The 21,361-nt window shown below is 63.8% G+C and carries 22 protein-coding genes; 9 read left to right on the top strand and 13 right to left on the bottom strand.

From position 1 onward, the window contains the following. Positions 1–417: 417 nt before the first annotated feature. The 7 genes from ACWGTI_RS21710 to hemC all read right to left on the bottom strand — a co-directional run bounded on the left by ACWGTI_RS21710 (position 418) and on the right by hemC (position 8,569). Positions 418–2,187 carry an adenylate/guanylate cyclase domain-containing protein gene (locus ACWGTI_RS21710; protein ID WP_454589004.1) on the bottom strand — a complete coding sequence of 590 codons (1,770 nt, stop codon included), beginning with the start codon at positions 2,185–2,187 and terminating at the stop codon, positions 418–420. A gap of 286 nt (positions 2,188–2,473) precedes the next feature. Then, positions 2,474–3,190 carry a glutamine amidotransferase gene (locus tag ACWGTI_RS21705; RefSeq protein ID WP_454589003.1) on the bottom strand — a complete coding sequence of 239 codons (717 nt, stop codon included), beginning with the start codon at positions 3,188–3,190 and terminating at the stop codon, positions 2,474–2,476. Positions 3,191–3,204: 14 nt separating this feature from the next. Beyond that, positions 3,205–3,684 carry a tellurite resistance TerB family protein gene (locus ACWGTI_RS21700; protein WP_454589002.1) on the bottom strand — a complete coding sequence of 160 codons (480 nt, stop codon included), beginning with the start codon at positions 3,682–3,684 and terminating at the stop codon, positions 3,205–3,207. A gap of 22 nt (positions 3,685–3,706) precedes the next feature. Further along, the gene (locus ACWGTI_RS21695; protein ID WP_454589001.1) at positions 3,707–5,317 is read right to left on the bottom strand and encodes a heme biosynthesis HemY N-terminal domain-containing protein; all 1,611 of its coding nucleotides are present in this window, start codon (positions 5,315–5,317) and stop codon (positions 3,707–3,709) included. Positions 5,318–5,327: 10 nt separating this feature from the next. Further along, complete coding sequence (locus tag ACWGTI_RS21690; protein ID WP_454589000.1) at positions 5,328–6,818, bottom strand: COG4223 family protein; 1,491 nt, start codon at positions 6,816–6,818, stop codon at positions 5,328–5,330. Between the two features lie 112 nt (positions 6,819–6,930). After that, positions 6,931–7,644 (bottom strand): uroporphyrinogen-III synthase, encoded by a 714-nt coding sequence (locus ACWGTI_RS21685; RefSeq protein ID WP_454588999.1) that lies wholly within the window; start codon positions 7,642–7,644, stop codon positions 6,931–6,933. A 1-nt stretch (position 7,645) separates the two neighbouring features. Next, entirely contained in the window at positions 7,646–8,569 is a 924-nt protein-coding gene (gene hemC, locus ACWGTI_RS21680; RefSeq protein ID WP_454588998.1) for a hydroxymethylbilane synthase, read from the bottom strand. A 120-nt stretch (positions 8,570–8,689) separates the two neighbouring features. Here hemC and tsaD point away from each other — a divergent pair, with 120 nt between their 5' ends. From tsaD to ACWGTI_RS21650, 6 genes are all read left to right on the top strand, one after another. Further along, the gene (gene tsaD, locus ACWGTI_RS21675; protein WP_454589008.1) at positions 8,690–9,775 is read left to right on the top strand and encodes a tRNA (adenosine(37)-N6)-threonylcarbamoyltransferase complex transferase subunit TsaD; all 1,086 of its coding nucleotides are present in this window, start codon (positions 8,690–8,692) and stop codon (positions 9,773–9,775) included. Next, complete coding sequence (locus tag ACWGTI_RS21670; protein ID WP_454588997.1) at positions 9,772–10,788, top strand: NAD(P)H-dependent glycerol-3-phosphate dehydrogenase; 1,017 nt, start codon at positions 9,772–9,774, stop codon at positions 10,786–10,788. Before tsaD ends, ACWGTI_RS21670 begins: the two co-directional genes overlap by 4 nt. 27 nt (positions 10,789–10,815) lie before the next feature. Then, entirely contained in the window at positions 10,816–11,112 is a 297-nt protein-coding gene (locus ACWGTI_RS21665; RefSeq protein ID WP_454588996.1) for a YciI-like protein, read from the top strand. 29 nt (positions 11,113–11,141) lie between these two features. Beyond that, entirely contained in the window at positions 11,142–11,567 is a 426-nt protein-coding gene (locus ACWGTI_RS21660; protein WP_112621800.1) for an EVE domain-containing protein, read from the top strand. Next, positions 11,522–12,220 (top strand): class I SAM-dependent methyltransferase, encoded by a 699-nt coding sequence (locus ACWGTI_RS21655; RefSeq protein ID WP_454588995.1) that lies wholly within the window; start codon positions 11,522–11,524, stop codon positions 12,218–12,220. Before ACWGTI_RS21660 ends, ACWGTI_RS21655 begins: the two co-directional genes overlap by 46 nt. 104 nt (positions 12,221–12,324) lie before the next feature. Beyond that, complete coding sequence (locus tag ACWGTI_RS21650) at positions 12,325–12,747, top strand: DUF1761 domain-containing protein (protein ID WP_454588994.1); 423 nt, start codon at positions 12,325–12,327, stop codon at positions 12,745–12,747. Positions 12,748–12,762: 15 nt separating this feature from the next. Here the strand turns inward: ACWGTI_RS21650 and gcvA are convergent, their stop codons facing one another. Further along, complete coding sequence (gene gcvA / locus ACWGTI_RS21645; protein WP_454588993.1) at positions 12,763–13,683, bottom strand: transcriptional regulator GcvA; 921 nt, start codon at positions 13,681–13,683, stop codon at positions 12,763–12,765. A gap of 130 nt (positions 13,684–13,813) precedes the next feature. Here gcvA and ACWGTI_RS21640 point away from each other — a divergent pair, with 130 nt between their 5' ends. Next, positions 13,814–14,059, top strand: a complete 246-nt coding sequence (locus ACWGTI_RS21640; RefSeq protein WP_454588992.1) for a hypothetical protein — start codon at positions 13,814–13,816, stop codon at positions 14,057–14,059. 52 nt (positions 14,060–14,111) lie between these two features. Here ACWGTI_RS21640 and ACWGTI_RS21635 read toward each other — a convergent pair whose 3' ends face one another. After that, on the bottom strand, positions 14,112–14,648 hold the full coding sequence (locus ACWGTI_RS21635) for a L,D-transpeptidase family protein (RefSeq protein ID WP_454575782.1): 537 nt from the start codon (positions 14,646–14,648) through the stop codon (positions 14,112–14,114). Positions 14,649–14,793: 145 nt separating this feature from the next. Between ACWGTI_RS21635 and ACWGTI_RS21630 the strand changes: the two genes are divergently transcribed. Then, positions 14,794–15,477: a response regulator transcription factor gene (locus tag ACWGTI_RS21630; RefSeq protein ID WP_112561232.1), complete on the top strand. Its 684-nt coding sequence runs from the start codon at positions 14,794–14,796 to the stop codon at positions 15,475–15,477. A gap of 219 nt (positions 15,478–15,696) precedes the next feature. Further along, entirely contained in the window at positions 15,697–16,152 is a 456-nt protein-coding gene (locus ACWGTI_RS21625) for a cyclic nucleotide-binding domain-containing protein (protein WP_454575531.1), read from the top strand. A 1-nt stretch (position 16,153) separates the two neighbouring features. Here ACWGTI_RS21625 and ACWGTI_RS21620 read toward each other — a convergent pair whose 3' ends face one another. The 4 genes from ACWGTI_RS21620 to ACWGTI_RS21605 all read right to left on the bottom strand — a co-directional run bounded on the left by ACWGTI_RS21620 (position 16,154) and on the right by ACWGTI_RS21605 (position 21,247). Beyond that, a complete protein-coding gene (locus tag ACWGTI_RS21620) occupies positions 16,154–16,771 on the bottom strand; it encodes a GNAT family N-acetyltransferase (protein ID WP_454588991.1) in 618 nt (205 codons plus the stop codon). A gap of 24 nt (positions 16,772–16,795) precedes the next feature. Beyond that, positions 16,796–17,602: an exodeoxyribonuclease III gene (locus ACWGTI_RS21615; RefSeq protein ID WP_454588990.1), complete on the bottom strand. Its 807-nt coding sequence runs from the start codon at positions 17,600–17,602 to the stop codon at positions 16,796–16,798. A gap of 159 nt (positions 17,603–17,761) precedes the next feature. Beyond that, positions 17,762–18,442 (bottom strand): outer membrane lipoprotein carrier protein LolA, encoded by a 681-nt coding sequence (locus tag ACWGTI_RS21610; protein ID WP_454588989.1) that lies wholly within the window; start codon positions 18,440–18,442, stop codon positions 17,762–17,764. 138 nt (positions 18,443–18,580) lie between these two features. Further along, the gene (locus ACWGTI_RS21605; RefSeq protein ID WP_454588988.1) at positions 18,581–21,247 is read right to left on the bottom strand and encodes a DNA translocase FtsK 4TM domain-containing protein; all 2,667 of its coding nucleotides are present in this window, start codon (positions 21,245–21,247) and stop codon (positions 18,581–18,583) included. Positions 21,248–21,361: the final 114 nt, after the last annotated feature.

The raw sequence follows: 21,361 nt of genomic DNA, 5'->3' as shown, positions 1-21,361 counted from the left end.
CCTCCCAGCATGAATGTTGAATCAGAACCGCGATGATTTGGGAATCCCACGACTCCCACAAATCTCATCCCGCTCTAGGCGCAGGACTACGCGAAGTTGACCGCCGTCGCCTGATGGGCCCCTGCAATCGGCACCGCTCTCGCCTGCCATGACCCGGGGGGCGGGCGCGCGGACTACCAGCGCGAGCCGAGCGGCGTCCGCGCTGCGGGCTCAGCGGCCTCTTGCTGCAGCTCTGCCGCGATGCGACGGCTTACCGCCCCAGCAGATTTCGTTCGACGGTTTTCAGCTGCGCCAGCATCGCATTTTTCGCACCTCGGAGCACGGCAGGCTGCGCCCACGACGGCTGAGATTGGCCAGAAGCAGTAGGTCCGCTTGTGGTGCAGGGAAGAACGATTACGGACGTCGATGCAGAGAAGCCTAGCCCTTTTCCCTGGCGTCATTCTCAGCAGAATCTAAATTCGGTCGTTCGCTTCCTTGCGTCTCAACATTGTAGACGCGAACGTGCCCTTCGAGGCCTTTGAACTGGCGCGTACCGACGTCAACGATCGGCGTGTTGCCAGGCAAATGGCGCGCCACGGAATAATCGATAAGGATTTGTCGATCTTCAGCGGACGAACACAGCCTCGATGCCAAGTTCACGACATTGCCAATTGCGGTGTAGTCAGCGCGGGCCTCATAGCCAATTCGACCCACCGTTGCCCATCCCATAGCGAGACCCATGCCGAAGCCAATCTCATAACCACGCTGCCGCCACCCAGATATGAGCTCTTGTGTGGAATCCTGCATGTCGACAGCCATTTTTACGGCATGAAGCGCCGGCCCTTCACATGGAACCGGGGCGTTGACGAGAATCATCAATCCATCCGCCGAAAAACTGGTCAGCGTTGCTTCATACTTGGTGATGATCGCGCCGAGCGCCTCATAGTACTCACGCAGGACCTGCATGAGGTTCTCAGGCTCAGCGTGCGCTGAAAATGCAGTAAAGCCACGTAGGTCGCTAAAAACAGCGACCACTTCTGCGCGCTGTCCAGCGAGCATTCGCTCGTCACCGGCCTTCTCTACGAGTTCCGCAACCTGTGGTGCAAGGAAGCGCTTCAACCGCGTCAGTCGCTCCGCGCGGTCCCGCGATGTGGCAAGTTCCTGCGCCATTTGGTTGAATCGAGCAGCCAACCGCTCAAGTTCGTCTCCAGTGGAGATGTTGATCCGGTGATCGAACTGTCCAGCACCGATCTTGAGAGCACCCTCCTCCAACAGGAGGATAGGCCCGCTCATCCGTCTGGCAAGCCAATATGCGAGCACCGCCGCAAAGACTGTGGCGAGGAACAACAACCCGCCGGTCCGCCACAATGAAGCGTATAGAGGTGCAAAAGCCTCAGCCTTCGACTGCTCGACAATTACCGTCCAGCCGGCCGCGGTAACCGGCGCGCCAGCAGTCACAACGCGTTCATTCTCGGCGTTGCGGCTTCCAATCGCAGTGCCGCCTGCGGCAGCGATCGCATCCTGCAATTCGCGCAGGGCCAACGCTGCTTTCTCGTCGGCGCCCTGCATCACTTTGCTGATCGCGGGGTGAGCGATGAGGCGGCCGGCCTGGTCGATGACAAATCCCTGGCCGCTGCGGCCCACGCGGATTTCGGAAACGATGAGCCAGACAGGCTTCAGACTGATTTCGGCGATGACCGAGTTCGCGACGACTAAATTGTCGTAACTGGCCATCGCCATGGTTATGGAGGGTTCGGAACCCGGGCGATAAATGACTGGGCCGTACCAGACCTTCGCCGTCCTGACGCCCACGACAGCGGGATCGCCTGAGCGATCCGCCCCGCTTTCTGTCCTGTTTTTGCCAGTGCGAGAAATGTGCAGCCGCTCCGCGCCAGTACCGTCGACAATACTGATGCTGAGGATTCCCGGGGCCTGGTGCATCGCTCGTACGGCAAGAAGCCGAAGCTGTTTCACGCTGGCCATATTCCCTTCCGGGGAGATCGTCGAGCCGAGCGTGAGCTGGATGCTGTCAAGAAAGCTCTCAATTTTGTCGGCCGCCGATGTTGCCTCGGACCGCAGCAGGGCACTGAGGATCGCATGCTGGTCGACATAGCTGAACCAGGTGTTGCTGATGCCACCGGCAGCCATCGGAAAAATGGCCGCCGCGAACAAGACTAAGAAATACTTCTGAAATAGCGATCGACGCATGGATGCGCCTTTTGAGATTGGAGGAAGGTCTCCCACGTGATCCGACCCGACCATAGGTCGCCACAGCTCAGTCCCAGAAAGGTAACCTAAATTGTTGCGTCTTGGTATGGGCTGAGCCGTTCCCACTCATGGTCGCGTCTCGTGCCTTCCACGGGGTGTCCGCTTCAGGGCAACGACGAACTTTGCCTGTTAGGCCGAAATGAGGCGCAAAGCAGTCGTCCACGCCTCGGCAGAGCTAAGTCTTCTTGGGATCAGGCTCAGCTGTTCAGAGTAACGAGATTTTACTCTAGACCTTGGTAGGCCTGCCAAAAATCAGGCTCAGGAACTCGCTTAGCCAGCGCTTGAGGTGCATGTCCCAGATCAGCCGGCCGCCGAGATGGTCGCGGCCGGGCTGCGCGCCGGGCAATTCGAAACGGTGCGCCCCGCGCACCACCCAGCGCTGCATCATCATCCTGGTCAGTTCGCCATGAAACTGGATGCCCCAGGCATTATCGCCATAACGGAAGGCCTGGTTGGGATAGGTTTCGGCGGTCGCCAGCAGCGTCGCGTCCCTGGGCAGCGAAAAGCCTTCGCGGTGGAACTGGTAGACCATGTCCGGCCAGTGCATCAGGTCTTTGCCGGCTTCGGTCGGCTTCAGCGGATACCAGCCGATCTCGACCAGCCCCTCGCCGTGGCCCTCGACCTTGCCGCCGAGATGGTTGGCCAGCATCTGCGCGCCGAGGCAGATGCCGAGGAACGGCCGGTTCTCACGCAGCGGAACGTTCAGCCAGTTGGTCTCGCGGCGGACGAACTCATCCTCGTCATTGGCGCTCATCGGCCCGCCGAACACCACGGCGCCGGCATGTCCTTCCAGCGTTTCCGGCAGGCTGTCGCCCAGAGGTGGCCGGCGGATGTCGAGATCGAAACCTTCCTCGATCAGCATATGGCCGACCCGGCCGGGGCTCGAAGTCTCCTGGTGCAGCACGATCAGGATCTTTGGTTTCGAGCGCGGAGCTGGCGGCATGAAAAGGCGGGATCCTATTCGTCGCTCGACGTTCCGCTGGCGCCGGGCGCGGCGGCGGCGGCCTTGCGGCGCGCCTCGACGCGGTCTTGGCGCTCGACGCCGATCAGCTCGGCAACGCGCCAGACCGTGTTGTCTTCCAGCTCATGCAGCTCGCCGTCGGCATAGACGATTTCCCACATCAGGCCGATGAAGGCCTTGCGCGCATCGGCATCGAGATGGCGTTTCAAAACGCTGGTGAAGGCGTAGAGGTCGATCGCCTCATTGTCGGCGCGCTCGCCCGCGGCAGCCAGCGCATCGAGCTCGTCGCCGCTGATCGAATAGCTCTGCGCCAACACCTGCTTGAAGCGCTCCCACTCGACATCCTGGCGCACGCCATCGGCATTCATCACATGATAGAGCAAGGCCGAGGCGGCAACGCGCGGATCGTCCGCATTGGCGCGAGCCCCGGCGCCGGCCGGCAGGTCTCTCAGAAAGGACAGGACGCGTTCGAACATGGTGCTCACATCAGGTCAGGGATCAAAACAGGCGGAACCGGCGCGGTGATTTCTCCGCTTCGTCGTCGGGGTCGACGCCGGGGTCGTCCGGCAACCGGATAACCTCCTCGGCCGGTTCGACCGCCTCGGCATCCGACGGCACGGCGGCAAAGGCGGCGGCAGTGACCGGCGTGACATGGTCGTCGCTTACAGCAGGCTTCGGTTCCGTCGGAGCCTCGCTGATTGTCTTTGCGGAGGCGGCCGGATGGTCGATCACTTCGGCTTCTTTTGCCGGCTTGGCGGGCGCCGCAAGCACCGGCACCTCGGCCCCAGCCGCGTCCTCATGGCTGTCGATGAGGTGGCCGAGCCGCTCCATCGGCGCGCGCCAGGCGAAGGCGTCGAGCTTGCCGCTGACCGGCGACACCGGCGCCCAGCGCTCCGAGACGACGCCGTCGGCAACCCAGGCCGGATCGCGCGGCGCCCTGACGGCCTTGGACAGCAATTGCCGGATCTTGCCCTGGTCGCCGTTCTCGGCCTCCTCGATGTCGGACAGAAGCAGGTAGGCGCCTTCCCGCCCATCCATGCGGATCGCCGCTTCCGCCTCGCGGCGGGCGGTGGAAAAATCCTGCGCGTCGAGCGCGGCGCGCGCCACCGTCATCGACGATTCGGCGTTGTTGCGCTTCAACTCCTGCAGCTTCTTCGCCCGGTTGAGGCGGTCGACCACCGCGTCGCCCGGCCTTGCATGGGTGTAGAGCTCGGCGATCTCCGGATGCGGCTCCGCCTTCCAGGCTGTCTCCAGGATTTTCGAGCCTTTGCGCACATCGTTCTGCTTGAACAGGAGATTGGCCGCCGCAACCGCGGCCGGCGCGAAATCGGGCGCGAGCTTGTTGGCCTCGACTGCCGCCGTCTTCGCCGCATTGGGGTCGCTGTCGGTCAGCGCCTGCGCCTTTGCGGTCAAAAGCACGGCGCGGCGGCGGTTGGCGGCGTCGCGCTCGATCTGCCGCGTCGACTTCTGCGCCTCGACCAGCTTCAGCGCGCCGTCCCAGTCGCCGCGCTGGGTCAATTCCTCCAGCGTCGATTCAGCAGCCCAGGCCAGTTGCGGAGCGACGGCAGCGGCGCGGCCGGCATAGTGGCGCGCCGCGTTGCGGTCGCCCAGCCGCTCGGCCTCGAGATAGAGCCCGCGCAGGCCGAGCAGCCGCATTTCGGGATCGTCGAGCATCGCCTCGAATTTTTCGCGCGCGCCTTCATGGTCGCCTTCGAGCAGCGAGGCCTGCGCTTCCAGGAGATGGATCAGCGGCTCCTGGTCGGAGCGGATCAGCTTGGCCGCTTCCTTGGTCTTCTTGCGCGCCAGTGCGCCATCGCCGGCGCCGGCGGCGATCATGCCGGTCGACAGCGCCTGGTAGCCGCGGTCGCGGCGGCGCACGCGGAAATAGCGCGAGATCGTGTACGGGCTGTTCCACAACGACTTGATCAGCCACCAGACGATCATCACCGCGGCAACGACCGCAACGATCGCCACCGCCGCCACCATCAGGCTGACCTGGTATTCGTAGCCGTTGAAGGTGACGACCATCTCGCCGGGACGGTCGGCCAGCCAGGCAAAACCCAGGCCGAGCGCGAAGACGACGGCGAGAAAGATGAGAATGCGGATCATCGTGTCGTCCTCATGCCTTCATCGCGCCCGCGATCAGCGCGTCGACCTGCGTCTCGACCTCGATGCGCGCTTTCAGTTTGCCGGCAAAGTCGGCGCCCGCTGCCTTGACCGCATCCGGCAGCGTTGCATATTCGCTGAGCGCCTTGGCGTAGTCGCCCTGGTTGACCGCCACTTCCATGCGCGCCACGGTTTCGGGCGCGCCGGCGCCTTCGACGGCACCGATCGGCCGCACTTTAACCAACGATTCGGCACTCGACAGAAGGTTCTGGAAGAAGCCGGCATTTTCGTCGACCGGCGTCGCCGCAGCGACCATGGCATTGGCCGCGGCATCGGCCTCGCCGGCGATTTCGGTGCGGGTCGGGACGCCCTTTTCGGCATAGGGACGCAACGCCGCAATCTGCGGCGCATCGGGCGAGATAGCCGCGAAGGTTTCCAGCTCGGCGGCGAACGGCGCGCCACGGTCGAGCGCCGTCTTGAGCGCCGACGCGGCGATGGCCATCGCGATCTTCGGCTGCGAGGCCTGCGCCTCCACCTTGGCGGAGAGCTGCGTCACCGACTGTTCAAGTGCAGAGATCTTGCCTTCCTGCGTCTTGGCTGCCTCGCCGGCCGATTTCACCAGCGCATCCAGACTTGAAAGCTTTTCGTTGAGCGGCGCGAGATCGACCGGCGTCGCGCTGCCGGCCTGGCCGAGCGCGGCGACCGCCGTCTCGATCTGCTTGACCTTATCGCCAAGCGCGGCAAGTCCGGCATTGTCGCCGCCGCCTTGCTCGACCGCCGATTTCAGCGATGCGACATCGGCCTTCACCTGGTCCAGCGCCGACGACAGCCCGTCGACCTTGGCCGTTGCGGCGCCATTGCTGCCGGCTTCCCTGAGGTCGGCGATTTCGCGCTTCAGCGAAGCGATCTCGCCATTGACGCGGTCGAGCGAGACCGCACCACCGCCCGACCCCGGAGCGCCGAGTACGCCGGCGAACTGCAGCCCCCCAGCGGCAGCCAGCGCGATGACACCGCCAATGATGCCGGCGGCAATGCCGTTCCCACGCTTCGGCTGCGCTGCCATGGGCTGGTTCCTCATCTCGGCGGTATCAGACGTTTCCTTACGCGCACCCGGCTTGGGCGAGGCGTCCTCGAAACTGTAGTCGGAGGTCTTGGCGCGTGGTGGCGTGTCGGAGGCGGCGGGATAAGGGCTTTCCGGTTCGCCGGACACCTTGGCATCGCTCTCCGGCGCGGCCGGCGCCGCGGCGTCGGAGTGCTCCCACGGCTCGAGATCGGCCTGATCGGCATGAACCGGCTCGTCGGGCGTCTCCGGCTGCGCATTGGTCACGGCAGCCGTTTCGTCAGCGGCGACCGATTCGGCCGGGGCCACGACTTCATCCGCCACGTCAGCGTCAGACCTGGCGGCATCCGCATCGACGATGCGCGAGACGGCGCCGGGTTCGAGCTCGATGGTCACCGGCTCGCGGCGGCTTTTCGAATGTCGCATCTTCGGCGTCTTGACCATGCCTGGGCTCCGCAATCCTGCTTCGTCTGGGCGCCCGATGGCGCGTGATGGTTTGAAAAATGGTCTAGCACATCATCATCAGGTGAAAAGGGGCGGCGTGATGACACGGGGCTCAGTCGCCACCGTGCAACAGATCAAGCAGCGCCTCCTCCCGCGGTTCCCGCGCAACTCGTATTTTTTTGCCGACGGTATCGCCAAGCGTCGCTGCTATCCGTTCGGAAAGGGCAAAAGCCTGTGTCTTTTCAAAGAGATCGTGCAGTCCCGCCCGGCTGACCAAGGTCTGCATCACCACCGCCGCCCTGGCCGAATAGAGGATCACCGCATCGACCGGCTGACTGGACAGGCGCGTACGGACCTGATCGTCGGAATAGTCGAGCGCAATCGTGTCATAAGTTTCGATGGCGCGGACCTCGACGCCGGCCTGTCGCAGCCGCGCCTCGAAGGCCGGAAACCGCACGCGCCCTGTGAGATAGACGATAGCCTTGCCGGAAAGGCCGGCGGCAATCGCTTCGGCCAGCTTCTCGGCATCGCCCGGCCCTTCGCTGACCGACAGAAATCCCGCTGCACGCGCCGCTTCAGCCGTCCTTGCGCCAACGGCATGGCAAGGCAAGGCGGCGAGCGCGTCGATCAGCTCTTTCGGCGCATGGCGCACGGCATTGGCGCTGGTGATCGCAACGGCCGCAGCGTTGTCGCCCGCTGCATTTGCATCGACGGGCAGTGTCACCGTTTCGGTCAGAGGCAGAAGGATCGGCTCAAATCCCAATTCCTGCAGCCGCCGCATGGTGCGCGACGCCCCGGGTTGCGGCCGCGTCACCAGGACACGCATGTCAGACCCAGCCGTCGAAGAAGGGTTCGCCGGCCTTGACCCGCACCATCCTGGCGGCCTTCGTTCCGATATCAGCGGCATCCAGCGCCAGGCCTTCAGCCTTAACCTCATGCGATTGCGTGCCATCGGGCGAAATGATCAGTCCCGCGAAAACCAATTTTCCGCCCGCTACAGTCGCATAGCCGGCGATCGGTGTGCGGCAGGAGCCGTCGAGCGCCGCCAGGAAGGCGCGCTCGCAGGCCAGCGCCTGGCCTGTCGGCACATCATGGATGGCCACCAGCATCTTTTCGACAGCGCTGTCGCCAATGCGGGTCTCGATGCCGATCGCGCCTTGCCCCGGCGCCGGCGGAAAAGCGTCGAGCGGCATCAAATCGGTGACGACATGGCCGAGCCCCAGCCGTTTCAGCCCGGCATGGGCGAGGATAGTGCCTTCGGCAACGCCTTCCTCCAGCTTGCGCAGCCTGGTCTGCACATTGCCGCGGAACATGACGACGTCGAGGTCCGGCCGCATGCGCCGGATCAGCGCCTGGCGCCGCAGCGAGGACGAACCGACCTTGGCGCCTTGCGGCAAGTCGATAATGCGCTTCACGGCCTTGCCGATGAAGGCATCGCGCGCATCCTCGCGCGGCAGGAAGACGGAAAGCTCAAGTCCATCCGGCAGCACTGTCGGCATGTCCTTGGAGGAATGCACCGCGATGTCGATCGTGCCGGCGAGCAGCGCCTCTTCGATCTCCTTGGTGAACAGGCCCTTGCCGCCGGCTTCCGACAACGGCCGGTCCTGGATGCGGTCGCCGCTGGTCGAGATGACGACGACCTCGAAGGCTTCGGCCGGCATGCCGAGCGCTTCCATCAACCGCGCCTGCGTCTCATGCGCCTGGGCGAGCGCGAGCGGGCTGCCGCGTGTTCCGATTTTCAAAGTTTGCATGGCGCGCGGTCCGTGATAACCCCCCGGCTGGCTTTGCGTTTCCGGCACTCTCCTAACGAGGCCCGCCTCTCCTAACGAGGAAAGTCCGGCGACACAATCTCTGGAGACAGCGACGAATTGATCCGCGTTCTGGGCATTGAGACGAGTTGCGACGAGACCGCCGCCAGCGTGGTGACGCTGGACGGCGCCGCTGCGCCGGTCATTGCGTCCAACATCGTGCTCAGCCAGATCGAGGAGCATGCCGCGTTTGGCGGTGTCGTGCCCGAGATCGCCGCGCGCGCCCATGTCGAGGCGCTGGACGGCATCGTCGAGGCAGCCCTTGCCGATTCGGGCACAACGCTTGCCGACATCGACGCCATTGCCGCCACCGCCGGCCCCGGCCTTGTCGGCGGGCTGATCGTCGGCCTGATGACGGCCAAGGCAATTGCCGCGGCGGCCGGCAAGCCGCTGATCGCCATCAACCACCTCGAAGGCCACGCGCTGACCGCCAGGCTGACTGACGGGCTCGACTTTCCCTATCTGCTGCTGCTGGTTTCCGGCGGCCACACCCAGATCGTCTCCGTGCGGAGCGTCGGCGACTACAAGCGCTGGGCGACCACCATCGACGATGCGCTGGGCGAAGCGTTCGACAAGACAGCAAAAATGCTCGGCCTGCCCTATCCGGGCGGCCCGAACGTCGAAAAGGCGGCCGCCTCGGGCGACGCGACGCGCTTTGCCTTCCCACGGCCGATGAAGGGTTCGGCGCAGCCCGATTTCTCCTTCTCCGGCCTCAAGACCGCCGTACGCCAGGCGGCGACCGCCATTCAGCCCCTGAGCGAGCAGGATGTCGCCGACATCTGCGCCTCGTTTCAGGCGGCAGTCGCCGATGCGCTGGGCGACCGCGTGGCCCGCGCGCTTGCCCGCTTCCGCCAGGAATTTCCCGACAAGGCCAAGCCGTCACTGGTCGTTGCCGGTGGCGTCGCCGCCAACAGCACGATCAAGGCCACGCTGCAGAAGCAGTGCGCCGAGGCCGGCTTTGCCTTTGTCGCGCCGCCGCTGAAACTGTGCACCGACAATGCGGCGATGATCGCCTGGGCCGGCATCGAGCGACTACGGGCGGGGCTATCGCAAGAGAACGGCTTCGATTTCGTGCCGCGTTCGCGCTGGCCGCTAGACTCGATTTCGGCGCCGATGGTCGGCTCCGGCCGGCGCGGAGCGAAAGCATGATCGCCGGCAAGACAAGAGGCAGGGACAAGACCGGCTGGCGCGTCGCCGTGCTCGGCGGCGGCGCCTGGGGCACCGCGCTGGCGCTGGCCATGCTGCGGGCCGGCCATGATGTCCGGCTCTACGCCCGCGACGAAGAAACGGTCGCTGCAGTTCGTGGCGGGGAGAACCCGCGCTATCTCCCCGGTATCGCCATCGAGCCCGGCATCGCGGCGACGAGCGATATCGGCGCTGCCCTTGCCGACGCCGACTGCGTGCTGGCCGTGGCGCCGGCGCAGGCGTTGCGCGCCATGCTGACGACAGCGAAACCCCATATGCCGCGAGGCGTCCCGCTGGTTCTCTGCGCCAAGGGCATTGAGCGCGACACCGGCGCGCTGCTGTCGGCCATCGTCGCGGACATCCTGCTGCAAACCCCGGTTGCGGCCCTGTCCGGTCCGAGCTTTGCCACCGATGTCGCGCGGGGCCTGCCAACCGCTGTCGTCGTCGCCGCTCGCGACGAGACTTTGGCGGCCGAGCTTGCCGCCCGGTTTTCGGCGCAAAACCTGCGCTGCTATTCCAGCGACGACCTGATCGGCGTCGAGATCGGCGGCGCGCTGAAGAATGTCTTTGCCATCGCCGCCGGTGCCGTCACCGGCGCCGGGCTCGGCGCCAGCGCCCAGGCCGCCATGGTTACGCGCGGCTTCGTCGAATTGCGCCGCATTGGCGCCGCCTTCGGCGCCAGACCGGAGACGCTGATGGGGCTGTCCGGCCTCGGCGACCTGTTGCTCACCTGCTCTTCCGCCCAGTCGCGAAATTTCGCCTATGGCCTGGCGCTCGGACAAGGCAAACCCTTGGCCGGCCTGCCGCTCGCCGAAGGCGTGCCCACGGCGGCAATCGCCGCCCGCATCGCCACCGAGCGCGACATCGACGCGCCGATCATCGCGGCAGTGTCGGCGATACTGGACGGCACGATCACCATACGGCAGGCTGTAACGGCATTGATGACCCGGCCGCTGAAGACCGAAACCGATCTCTGATCCCAAACAAACCGGAGTTTTGAAAACATGCTGTTTGCGTTGGTATGCAAGGACAAGTCCGGAAGCCTGCAGGTGCGTGTCGACACGCGGCCCGCCCACGTCGCCTTTCTCGAGGGCCTGAACGCCGACAAGAAACTGGCCTTTGCCGGCCCCTTCCTCGATGCCGACGGCAAGCCGAATGGCAGCCTTGTCGTCGTCGAGGCGCCGGACCTCGCCGCCGCGCAGGCGCTGTCGGCTGCCGACCCCTATGCCAAGGCAGGGCTGTTTGAAACAGTCGAAATCCGCCAGTGGAACTGGACCTTCAACAAGCCCGCGGCTAGTTAATTCAGCCCACGCCAAAGAGGAAGAAAGACATGAACTACTGGCTGTTCAAATCCGAACCCTCGGTGTTTTCCTTCGAGGCGCTGAAGGCCAAGGGCAAGGCCGGCACGCAATGGGACGGCGTGCGCAACTATGCGGCGCGCAACAACATGAAGGCGATGCAGATCGGCGATCTCGGCTTCTTCTACCACTCCAATGAAGGGCTGAATGTCGTCGGCATTGCCGAGGTCTGCGCGCTTGCCCATCCTGACTCGACGACCGACGATCCGCGCTGGGAATGTGTCGACATCCGCGCCTTCAAGGACGTGCCGAACCCGCCGACGCTGGAACAGGTCAAAGCCAATCCCAAGCTGGCCGAGATGGCGCTGGTGCGGCTCGGGCGGCTTTCGGTGCAGCCGGTGACTCCGGCCGAATGGAAGGAAGTCTGCCGCATGGGCGGCCTGACGCCGGCTCCGTGACGGTCCTCACGCCGAACAGCGCGAGAAGGTTCATTCTCGACAACACGGCGCTGATGGCGCCGCCGCATGTGCCGGAAATTTTTCTGCGGCTTGCCGACGAGGCCCACGACCTCTGGCAGCGGACCGAGGACGAACTGACCGAAATCGGCTTGCCGCCGCCCTTCTGGGCCTTTGCCTGGGCCGGCGGGCAAGGCCTTGCCCGTTGCGTGCTGGACAATCCGTCCAATGTGCGGGGAAAACGCGTGCTCGACTTCGCCTCCGGCTCCGGCCTTGTCGCCATCGCCGCAGCCAAGGCCGGTGCTTCGCAAGTGATCGCCACCGACATCGACCCATTCTGCGAAACCGCTGTTCGCCTCAATGCCGAAGCCAATGGCGTTGCAATCGAGTTTTGCGGCACCGACTGCATCGGCACGGACGCCGGCTGGGACGTGGTGCTGGCCGGCGACGTTTTCTACGACAGATCCTTTGCCGACAGGCTGATGCCATGGTTTTCGACGCTGAAGGCGCGCGGCGCCGACATCCTTGTTGGCGATCCCGGCCGCTCCTATCTGCCGAAGACAGGGCTGGAGCCGCTGGCCGCCTACGAAGTGGCGGTCACGCGGGCGCTGGAGGATGCCGAAGTCAAGCGCACCACCGTGTGGCGCTTCGCTTGACGGCACTGCCGAACAGGCGTTCCATCGCGCATTGATTTCGAAGAATACGCATGTCTTTTCCCAAACCGTCAGGCTTTGGGCGGCATGCTTGAGGGGAGGACTTTATGGATTTTTCAGCAGTGAACTGGCTGGCGGTGGTTGTCGCGGCCGTGCTGGCGTGGCTGTTCGGCGCCGTCTGGTACATGGCTTTGAGCAAGCCGTGGCTGAAGGCGGCCAAGCTCGACCCGGCAACGATGAGCAAATCGAAGCTGCCCTTCGTCATCTCCTTCATTACCGAACTCATCATGGCGCTGGTTGTTGCTCTGGTTGTCGGCGCGATGACCGGCGGCGAGCCGGCCCTTACCGCCGGCCTGGTCTTCGGCTTCGTGCTCTGGCTCGGCTTTGTCGCCACGACGCTAACGGCCAACCACCGCTATCAAAATTTCGGCTGGGACCTGACCCTGATCGACGGCGGCCACTGGCTCGGCGTGCTTTTGATCATTGGCGCGGTGATCGGCTGGTTCGGCGCACCGGTCGTCGCCGGCTGAGGCCCGTCGCGATCGTCAGGCCTGCGTCCTGGCGACTTCCTCAAGCAGCCATTCGCGGAAGGCGATGATGCGCGGATCGTCGGCAGTGCTTTCGGGATAGACCAGGAAATAGGCGAATTCGGCCCCTACGCGCAGGCCGAGTTCGAAGGGCTGCACCAGCCTGCCTTCGGAAAGGTCGTTTGCCACCATGGCGAAATCGGCGAGCGCGACCGCATTGCCTTCGAGCGCTGCCTGAACGGCATCGGTGGAATTGCCGAACACGATGGTCCGGCTGTCGTCGAAATCGGTGACGCCGGCAGCCGCCATCCACATGCGCCAGTTCGGCCAGATCACGCCTTGTCGCGCCCATTCGATATGGGCAAGCGTGTGGTTGAACAGATCGCGCGGCTCGCGCAGGGGCGGACCGGACCGCAGCAGCCCCGGACTGCACACCGGAATGATGATGTTATCGAACAGACGATGGGCGCGAAGGCCCGGATATTTGCCGATGCCGAAGCGGATGCCGACATCGACGTCGTCGAGCTCGAAATCCCGCAATGTGTAGGCGATGTCGAATCGGAGCTCGATATCGGGCTGACGCTTGCGAAAATCGTCGACGCGCCGCATCAGCCATTTTGATGCGAACTGCGCGTCGAGCGTCACCTTCAACAATGCCGTGCCGCGCGTCGCCTTGCGCGCCCGCGACACAGCCCGGTTGAGCAGGTCGAGCGCATCGATGGAGGCCTCGAACAGCAGCGTGCCCGCCGCGGTCAGCCGGATGGTGCGGCTGGTGCGCGTGAACAGCACCAGCCCGAGCTGATCCTCGATTTCCTTGATCTGGTGGCTGACTGCGGCAGGCGTTAGGCCGAGCTCGTCGGCAGCGCGGGTGAAATTGAGATGCCGAGCCGCCGCTTCCAGCGTCCTCAGCGCGCGGGTTCCAGGCAGAAGGCGGGACATGCCATCCTCAAACAAAACTTGATGATCTGAAAAGAACTACTCGTTTCTCTTCGCGATTTCAATGCGGCATGATGCATCCATCGAAACACCATCAAGCCGGATTTGATATCCGGCGGAACCGGAGCACATCATGTCCATCATCGTTCTGAACACGCCAGCCACTCGTCCGTCCTGGCTCCTCGCCATCACCGATTGGCTTCGCCAGGCAAGGGTCGCGATCAACCTGCCCCGCCAGGATGTCGAGGATTTGTCGGATCGCCAACTGCGCGACATCGGCGCCAGACGCAAGGACGTCACCCGGGCAGTGGACCGGGAACTGGGCAGGCTGGGGTTGCTGGATATCGGTTGGCAGCGGAATAAGGGAATAGGGCAATAGGGAGGGGGAATAGAAAGACCACTCAGCTGCTAATCTCCCAACTCCCTACTGCCTACCTCACCACCCTCACCACAGTCCTATCCGAAATCAGCGGAAATAGCCGCGCCATGGTGCGCGCGGTCACCGCCACGCAGCCTTGCGTCGGCGTGAAGCCGGGGCGCGCCAGGTGGAAGAAGATGGCGCTGCCGCGGCCGCGCCGGCGCGGCGCCATGTTCCAGTCGAGCACCAGGCAGGCGTCATAGAGGCGATCGTCGCGCCGCATCCGCTCATGGCTGGCGCCGTAGGGGATTTTCACCGGCCTGTTGTAGTTGCGGTCGTCCGGCACCTCGCACCAACCGAGATCCGGGCCAATCGGCGCCATCGCCAGCCGGGTTTTGCGGGCCGCCGGAAAATGATCGCCGCGAAAATATCCCGACAGAATCCGCATCTCGCCAAGCGGCGTTGCACCGTCGCCTTCGCGCTTGTTGGCCGAGATGCCACCGCGTCCTAGCGCGCAGGCAAACACCTTGCTGCCGGCCTGCAAAATCCCCTGGCTGGGGTTGCCGGGCCTCGCCCGCACCACCAGCACGCGCAGCCCTTTTGGCAAAATTGCGCCGGCTGCATTGCGAACGCGTTTTTTCTTGTATGATCGTGCCACGGAACAAATCACTGTGATCGGACTGTTGCGCCGGTCAGCTTCCGCATAAATGGGGGTCGGTCAACTGAAAATTCTTTTCAAAACAACGGATTGATCCATGACATCACGTACCATTCTTATCGTTGACGACGATGACGACCTGCGCGGAACCCTCGTCGAGCAACTGGCCCTTTACGAAGAATTCGACGTTCTGCAGGAAGCGACCGCTGCCAAAGGCGTCGCCGCGGCGCGTGGCGGGCTCATCGACCTGCTCATCATGGATGTCGGCCTGCCCGACATGGATGGCCGCGAGGCGGTGAAGATCCTGCGCAAGGGCGGCTACAAGGCGCCGATCATCATGCTAACCGGCCACGACACCGATTCCGACACGATTCTTGGCCTGGAAGCCGGCGCCAACGACTATGTCACCAAGCCGTTCCGCTTCGCGGTGCTGCTCGCTCGCATCCGCGCGCAACTGCGCCAGCACGAGCAGAGTGAGGACGCCACCTTCTCGGTCGGTCCCTACACCTTCAAGCCCAGCCAGAAGCTTCTCATCGACCAGCGCGGCGCCAAGGTGCGGCTGACCGAGAAGGAGGCCTCGATCATTAAATATCTCTACCGCGCCGACCAGAAGGTGGTGACGCGCGACGTACTGCTCGAGGAAGTGTGGGGCTACAATTCCGGCGTCACCACGCACACGCTGGAAACCCACGTCTACCGGCTGCGCCAGAAGATCGAACGCGATCCTTCCAATGCTGAAATTCTTGTGACAGAAAGCGGCGGCTACAAGCTGGTTCCTTAAACATTTCATTATTCAATAGGCGGTCGGGGCGGGACTGTTTCAGGGTACGATCCGGCTGGAGGGCCTGGATCGACCCGCGCATCGGCCCGAAAATCGATTCGGTTTTTGGGCAGAACGATGCGCAGATTGAAAAATGTTGGAGCGTACTTTGCGTGACCAGGAGGACGCGCGGCGCTCTAAGGGAGGGATTGGACTGACCGTTCGGGGACGCAGCTAGAGATGGCGCTGGATGACGACATCCGCATCCTGTCCGCCGTGAAACTCTTTGAGGGTTTCACGCAGGAACAGCTGCGCCTGCTCGCCTTCGGCGCCGAGGCCACCCATCTGCAGGCCGACCGCAAGCTGTACCGCGAAGACGACGAAGCCGATTCGGCGTATATCGTGGTCAGTGGGAAGATCGTGCTCTACCGCGAGCAGGATGGCGACCGCATCCCCATCGGCACCGCCGGTCCCGGCACGATCCTCAGCGAACTGGCGCTGATCGCCGACTCAAGGCGGCTGACCAGCGCATCGGCCGAGACCGATTCCGAAGTGATCCGCCTCAGCCGCAAGATGTTCCGTCGCATTCTCGAGGAGTACCCCGACGTGGCGGTGAAACTGCACCAGCGCATCCTCGAAGATTTCCAGGCCATGATCGCCCGCATTGAGAAGCTGGCGCCGCGGTTTGGCGGGTAGGCTAATTGCCGTCTCGGACGGGTTTTGGCCTGAACAGGCACCAGAATGGCTTTCCCGGTGCAAGTTCAGCTTGGCCGAGGAGTTGAAACCCGCAACGCTCATAGAAAGCCAAATTGTTGCGTTGTGCGGTTTCGAGAAAAGTCCCTGTCGAGGCAGTATCTCTTTCGGCAAGATCGCAATAAGCCCTGATGAGCGCGCCGCCCGCCCCCTTTCCCTGCATCGAGGGGTGAACGCCCAGGACTCCAAGATAAAAATGCGGTGCCTGCGGTTTGTATTTCTCGCTGATGGCGTCAGCCTTTTCGAAGCGCGATGCCATCGATGCCTGCCTTTGCTGAAGCAGAGCCCATCTCTCCTGGTGAGCCGGGAGCCATCCAGGCCGACGCACATCATAGCCCATCACCGCACCCAGGACGCGGCCTTCGCTCTTTAACAGCAGCACAGGCATTCCAAGCGCGAGGCGCGCTGCCATCAGGATCGAAAAGAACTCCGTCACCAGCCCCTGACGTTGCGCAGGATCGCCCGAGAAGAAAAACGCCATCTGCGGATCATCGGCAAAGGCAGCCGCCAGACAGTCGGCGGCCGATGTCACATCCGGCTCTTCTGCTGCCAGTATTTCCAATCAGCGACTCCTTCGGCCCATGGCCTAATCCAGGCCGAACCGTGCAATCACCGGCACATGGTCCGACGGCCGGTCCCAGCTGCGTGCCTCGCGCAGGATTTCGTAGCCGGCAAAACTTGGCACCAGGTTCGGTGACGACCAGACGTGGTCGAGCCGGCGGCCGCGGTTCGACGCCTCCCAGTCCTGCGCGCGATAACTCCACCAGGTGTAGAGTTTTTGCTCAAGCGGCACATTGAGCCGCATCAGGTCGACCCAGTCGCCGGCGATCCGCATCGCCTCGAAATTTTCCGTCTCGACCGGCGTGTGGCTGACGACGTTGAGCAATTGCTTGTGCGACCAAACATCGTGCTCCAGCGGCGCGATGTTGAGGTCGCCGACCAGGATCGAGGCAGATTCCTCGTCATGCGCGGCGCGGATGGCGTTCATCTCGGCGACGAAATCGAGCTTGTGGCGGAACTTGCGGTTGATCCCGGGATCGGGCTCGTCGCCGCCGGCCGGAACGTAGAAATTGTGGATGAGGATCGCCTTGTCGCCGGCCTGTACCTTGATGGACAGATGGCGGCTGTCGTCGATCTCGCAGAAGCGCCGCTTCTCGATCACCTCGATCGGCCGCCGCGCCACCGTCGCCACGCCGTGATAGCCCTTCTGGCCATGGAAGGCGATGTGCTCGTAGCCGGCCTTGCGGAAGGCTTTTTCCGGAAACAGCTCATCGGGAACCTTCGTCTCCTGCAGGCAAAGCACGTCCGGCGCCTGCTCCTTCAAGAGCCGCTCGACGATCGGCATGCGCAGGCGCACGGAGTTGATATTCCAGGTAGCAACGGTAAAGGGCATGCAGAAGTCCGGTCCGAAGCAGCGAAGATCCTGCCGGACAGCCCGACAGGATTTTGTGCCTATCAAATTGGTCCTGGAACTACTGCCAGCCGCACGGCCGAAAAACAAGCGGGCGCTAGCCGCCGACGATGCAGGGGAAGCGCCCGCGGTGGCGGAACGCTATCTTGTCTTCGTGTTCAGCTCGCGGTTGGCCGTATAATCGATGGCAAAGGTGTCCGGCGGAAAGCTGACGCCTTCCTTGGTGTTGTAGATCATCACGGTCGTGTCCTTGCCCTGCGCGTCGGTGACGGTCCACTGGCGCAGGTCGTAGGATTTCGGATCGAACATCATGGTGATCTTCGAATTGCCGAACACCGATTTGTCGGCGAGCTGGATGGTGGTGAGGTCGCTCTCTTCCTTGATCGATTTTACGCGGCCGCCGGAGAGATCGATCCGGTTGTCGAGCAGAAGCTTCAGCGGCGTCTTCGACAGCGGATAAAGATCGGACGTTTTCAGTCGTTGATTGAGGATGACCACCGACTTGCCGTCGGAGATCACCCGGAAATTCGACTTGCCCTCATAGTTGAAGCGGATCTTGCCCGGCCGCTCGAGGAAGAACTTGCCGCCGGTCTGCTGGTTGTTGGGCCCGAACTGCACGAACTCGCCGCTCATCGATTTGACCGAGGAGAAGTGGTCGGCGATCTTCTGCGCCGTTGGCGGCACCGCGGCTTGCGCCGAGGCCAGGAGCTGGAACCCCGGCATGACATTGACGGCCGCGGCGCCGGCAAGAACCAGGCCGAGGCCGAGCAGCTGACGGCGGGTCGGAGCGAAATCGCTGAGCGCGGAAGGATCGTTTTTCATGCCAGTCACTCTCGTGTGGTGTGTGTCTCGTTGCAGTCCGTGGACCCCCAGTTAGACTTAAGTTTGGCGGCCGAACGGCACTCTGTCGCTTGAACGCGTCAATCGGTTCAAAGGTTGCCGCCAGGTCGCATCAGCTGATCAGAATTTGTCGTCCTCCGTCGGCACCAGGATCTCGCGTTTGCCGGCATGGTTGGCCGGGCCGACAATGCCTTCCTTCTCCATCTTCTCGATGATCGAGGCGGCGCGGTTGTAGCCGATGCCGAGCCGGCGCTGGATGTAGCTGGTCGAGGCCTTGCCGTCGCGCAGCACCACTGATACCGCCTGGTCGTAAGGATCATCGGAATCCTCGAAATTCCCGCCACCGCCGCCACCGCCCTTGCCTGACGGCTCGTCGCCATCGTCCTCGCCGTCATCCTCGGTGATGGCGTCGAGATATTCGGGGACGCCCTGCAGCTTCAGATGCGCGACGATCCTCTCCACCTCGTCGTCGGAGACGAACGGGCCGTGCACGCGCTGGATGCGGCCGCCGCCGGCCATGTAGAGCATATCGCCCATGCCGAGCAGCTGTTCGGCGCCCTGCTCGCCCAGAATGGTGCGGCTGTCGATCTTCGACGTCACCTGGAAAGAGATACGGGTCGGGAAATTGGCCTTGATGGTGCCGGTGATGACGTCGACCGACGGGCGCTGCGTCGCCATGATCACGTGGATGCCGGCCGCACGCGCCATCTGGGCCAGGCGCTGGACAGCACCTTCAATGTCCTTGCCGGCGACCATCATCAAATCGGCCATCTCGTCGATGATGACGACGATATAGGGCATCGGTTCGAGGTCGAGATTCTCGGTCTCGTAGATCGCCTCGCCGGTCTGGCGGTCAAAGCCGGTCTGCACGGTGCGCGAGATCTTCTCGCCCTTCTTCTCGGCCAATTGCACGCGCGCGTTGAAGCCGTCGATGTTGCGCACGCCGACCTTGGACATCTTGCGGTAGCGGTCTTCCATCTCGCGCACGGTCCATTTCAGCGCCACCACCGCCTTCTTCGGATCGGTGACGACCGGCGTCAGCAGATGCGGAATGCCGTCATAGACGGAGAGTTCGAGCATTTTCGGATCGATCATGATCAGCCGGCAGTCCTGCGGCGTCAGCCGATAGAGCAGCGACAGGATCATGGTGTTAATGGCGACTGACTTGCCCGAGCCGGTGGTGCCGGCGACCAGCACGTGCGGCATCTTGGCGATGTCGACGATGACCGCCTCGCCGTTGATGGTCTTGCCCAGCGCCAGCGCCAGCTTCGCCTTGGTGGTCTCGAAATCGCGGCTGGCCATGATCTCGCGCAGATACACGGTCTCGCGCTTGGCATTCGGCAGTTCGATGCCGATGGCGTTGCGGCCGGGCACCACGGCGACACGGCAGGCAATGGCACTCATTGAACGGGCGATGTCGTCGGACAGACCGATGACGCGTGACGATTTGATGCCGGGCGCGGGTTCCAGCTCATAGAGCGTGACCACCGGGCCGGGCCGCACCGCGATGATCTCGCCCTTGACGCCGAAATCTTCCAGCACGCCCTCGAGCAGGCGCGCATTCTGCTCCAGCGCGTCCTTGGAGAGGCTGGCATCGCGCACCACATTCTTTGGCTCGGACAGAAAATGGAGCGACGGCATTTCGAATGTTTCCGAGCCGATCAGCGAGGTCTGCGCCTCGCGCTGGACGCGGGCGCCTGGTGCCGGACGTGGCGCAGGTGCCGCGACACGGGTCGCCGCATCGGAGCGGAAGTTCTGCACCTTGGCGTTCGGCGCGGCACGACGCTGGACCGGCGCGTCGTCGAGTTCGACGTCTTCATCGCCATTGTCGAACCCAGCATCGAGGACGTCGTCATCATCAGGATCGACGGAAACGCTGCGGTCATTGACCATGGCGGCGAAGAATTCCGGCTCGACGCGGGCGCGGCCATCCGGGCTCATCCGCGATTCGGCGAACTCGGCCGATTCGACCCGTTCGGCGGCACGGCGCCATGCGGTGGAGCGCTGCTCCATCTCCGGCTCATACTCGTCGCGCTCCTGCTGGCGACGTACGGCGCGGCGGTGCATCCAGGCGCGGAACGACAGCCACCAATGGGTGATGGCGCCGAGCGCCAATATGCCCTCGTCGCCCTCGTCCTCGTCTTCGTCGAAGAGCAGGTCGTCCTCTCGGGGATCGAGCTCGGCAGTGCGCTCCATGACGGCAAAGCCGTTCTTGCGCGCAATCAGCGCCGAGCCATAGGCAAACAGCCACAGCGCCGGCGCAATGAGCACCATGGCAATGATGCTGGCAACGATCCCCGTCGGGTAGCCGCCAATGACCAGGCCGGGGATATTGAGCACCATGTCGCCGAACACGCCGCCCAGGCCGGTCGGCAACGGCCAGGTCTTGGGCGGCACCACGCAGCCGGCCATTGCGGCGGCAAGCAGCGCGAAGCCGAACCAGGCGAGGCCGCGCTTCGGCAGCCTGTCGACGCCACGTGCCGAAAACAGCAGAAAGCCCCAGATCACCGCCGGCACCAGGGCGGCGACCGCGGCCAGGCCGAAGAACTGCATGGCGAGGTCGGAGAACACCGCCCCGGCATAGCCCATGGCGTTGGTGACGATGTTGTCGGTGGCGTGCGAAAAGCTCGGATCGGCGACGTTCCAGGTGGCCAGACCGGCAACGCCGAAGGCAACAAGCACAAACAGGCCGGCGCCGACCAGTCGCCCGACCTGGCGCCGCGCGAATGCCTGGATGCCGTGCCCCGTATCGGTCAGCGCGAGCGGTGCTGAAGCCCCTGAACGCATGCTTCGTTCCCCGTCTGTCATGGACTGGCCGGGCGCATGACGCACTCCGGCAGATTCGGACGCCAGACTATCGGGGGGAAGGTTAAGGCCGCATTAACTATAAGGGCGTGGGCT

The organism is Mesorhizobium sp. ArgA1 (genome assembly GCF_053714375.1).
This window is presented reverse-complemented; position numbering and strand designations above follow the sequence as displayed.

Coding starts and splice junctions, on each gene's coding strand:
- ACWGTI_RS21605 (WP_454588988.1), bottom strand. CDS start 21,247: ATGCGTTCAGGGGCTTCAGCACCGCTCGCGCTGACCGATACGGGGCAC.
- ACWGTI_RS21705 (WP_454589003.1), bottom strand. CDS start 3,190: ATGCCGCCAGCTCCGCGCTCGAAACCAAAGATCCTGATCGTGCTGCAC.
- ACWGTI_RS21625 (WP_454575531.1), top strand. CDS start 15,697: ATGGCGCTGGATGACGACATCCGCATCCTGTCCGCCGTGAAACTCTTT.
- ACWGTI_RS21685 (WP_454588999.1), bottom strand. CDS start 7,644: ATGCGTGTCCTGGTGACGCGGCCGCAACCCGGGGCGTCGCGCACCATG.
- ACWGTI_RS21695 (WP_454589001.1), bottom strand. CDS start 5,317: ATGATCCGCATTCTCATCTTTCTCGCCGTCGTCTTCGCGCTCGGCCTG.
- ACWGTI_RS21610 (WP_454588989.1), bottom strand. CDS start 18,442: ATGAAAAACGATCCTTCCGCGCTCAGCGATTTCGCTCCGACCCGCCGT.
- ACWGTI_RS21640 (WP_454588992.1), top strand. CDS start 13,814: ATGTCCATCATCGTTCTGAACACGCCAGCCACTCGTCCGTCCTGGCTC.
- hemC (WP_454588998.1), bottom strand. CDS start 8,569: ATGCAAACTTTGAAAATCGGAACACGCGGCAGCCCGCTCGCGCTCGCC.
- ACWGTI_RS21700 (WP_454589002.1), bottom strand. CDS start 3,684: ATGTTCGAACGCGTCCTGTCCTTTCTGAGAGACCTGCCGGCCGGCGCC.
- ACWGTI_RS21670 (WP_454588997.1), top strand. CDS start 9,772: ATGATCGCCGGCAAGACAAGAGGCAGGGACAAGACCGGCTGGCGCGTC.
- ACWGTI_RS21710 (WP_454589004.1), bottom strand. CDS start 2,187: ATGCGTCGATCGCTATTTCAGAAGTATTTCTTAGTCTTGTTCGCGGCG.
- ACWGTI_RS21660 (WP_112621800.1), top strand. CDS start 11,142: ATGAACTACTGGCTGTTCAAATCCGAACCCTCGGTGTTTTCCTTCGAG.
- ACWGTI_RS21655 (WP_454588995.1), top strand. CDS start 11,522: ATGGAAGGAAGTCTGCCGCATGGGCGGCCTGACGCCGGCTCCGTGACG.
- ACWGTI_RS21690 (WP_454589000.1), bottom strand. CDS start 6,818: ATGGTCAAGACGCCGAAGATGCGACATTCGAAAAGCCGCCGCGAGCCG.
- ACWGTI_RS21630 (WP_112561232.1), top strand. CDS start 14,794: ATGACATCACGTACCATTCTTATCGTTGACGACGATGACGACCTGCGC.
- ACWGTI_RS21650 (WP_454588994.1), top strand. CDS start 12,325: ATGGATTTTTCAGCAGTGAACTGGCTGGCGGTGGTTGTCGCGGCCGTG.
- ACWGTI_RS21615 (WP_454588990.1), bottom strand. CDS start 17,602: ATGCCCTTTACCGTTGCTACCTGGAATATCAACTCCGTGCGCCTGCGC.
- gcvA (WP_454588993.1), bottom strand. CDS start 13,683: ATGTCCCGCCTTCTGCCTGGAACCCGCGCGCTGAGGACGCTGGAAGCG.
- ACWGTI_RS21665 (WP_454588996.1), top strand. CDS start 10,816: ATGCTGTTTGCGTTGGTATGCAAGGACAAGTCCGGAAGCCTGCAGGTG.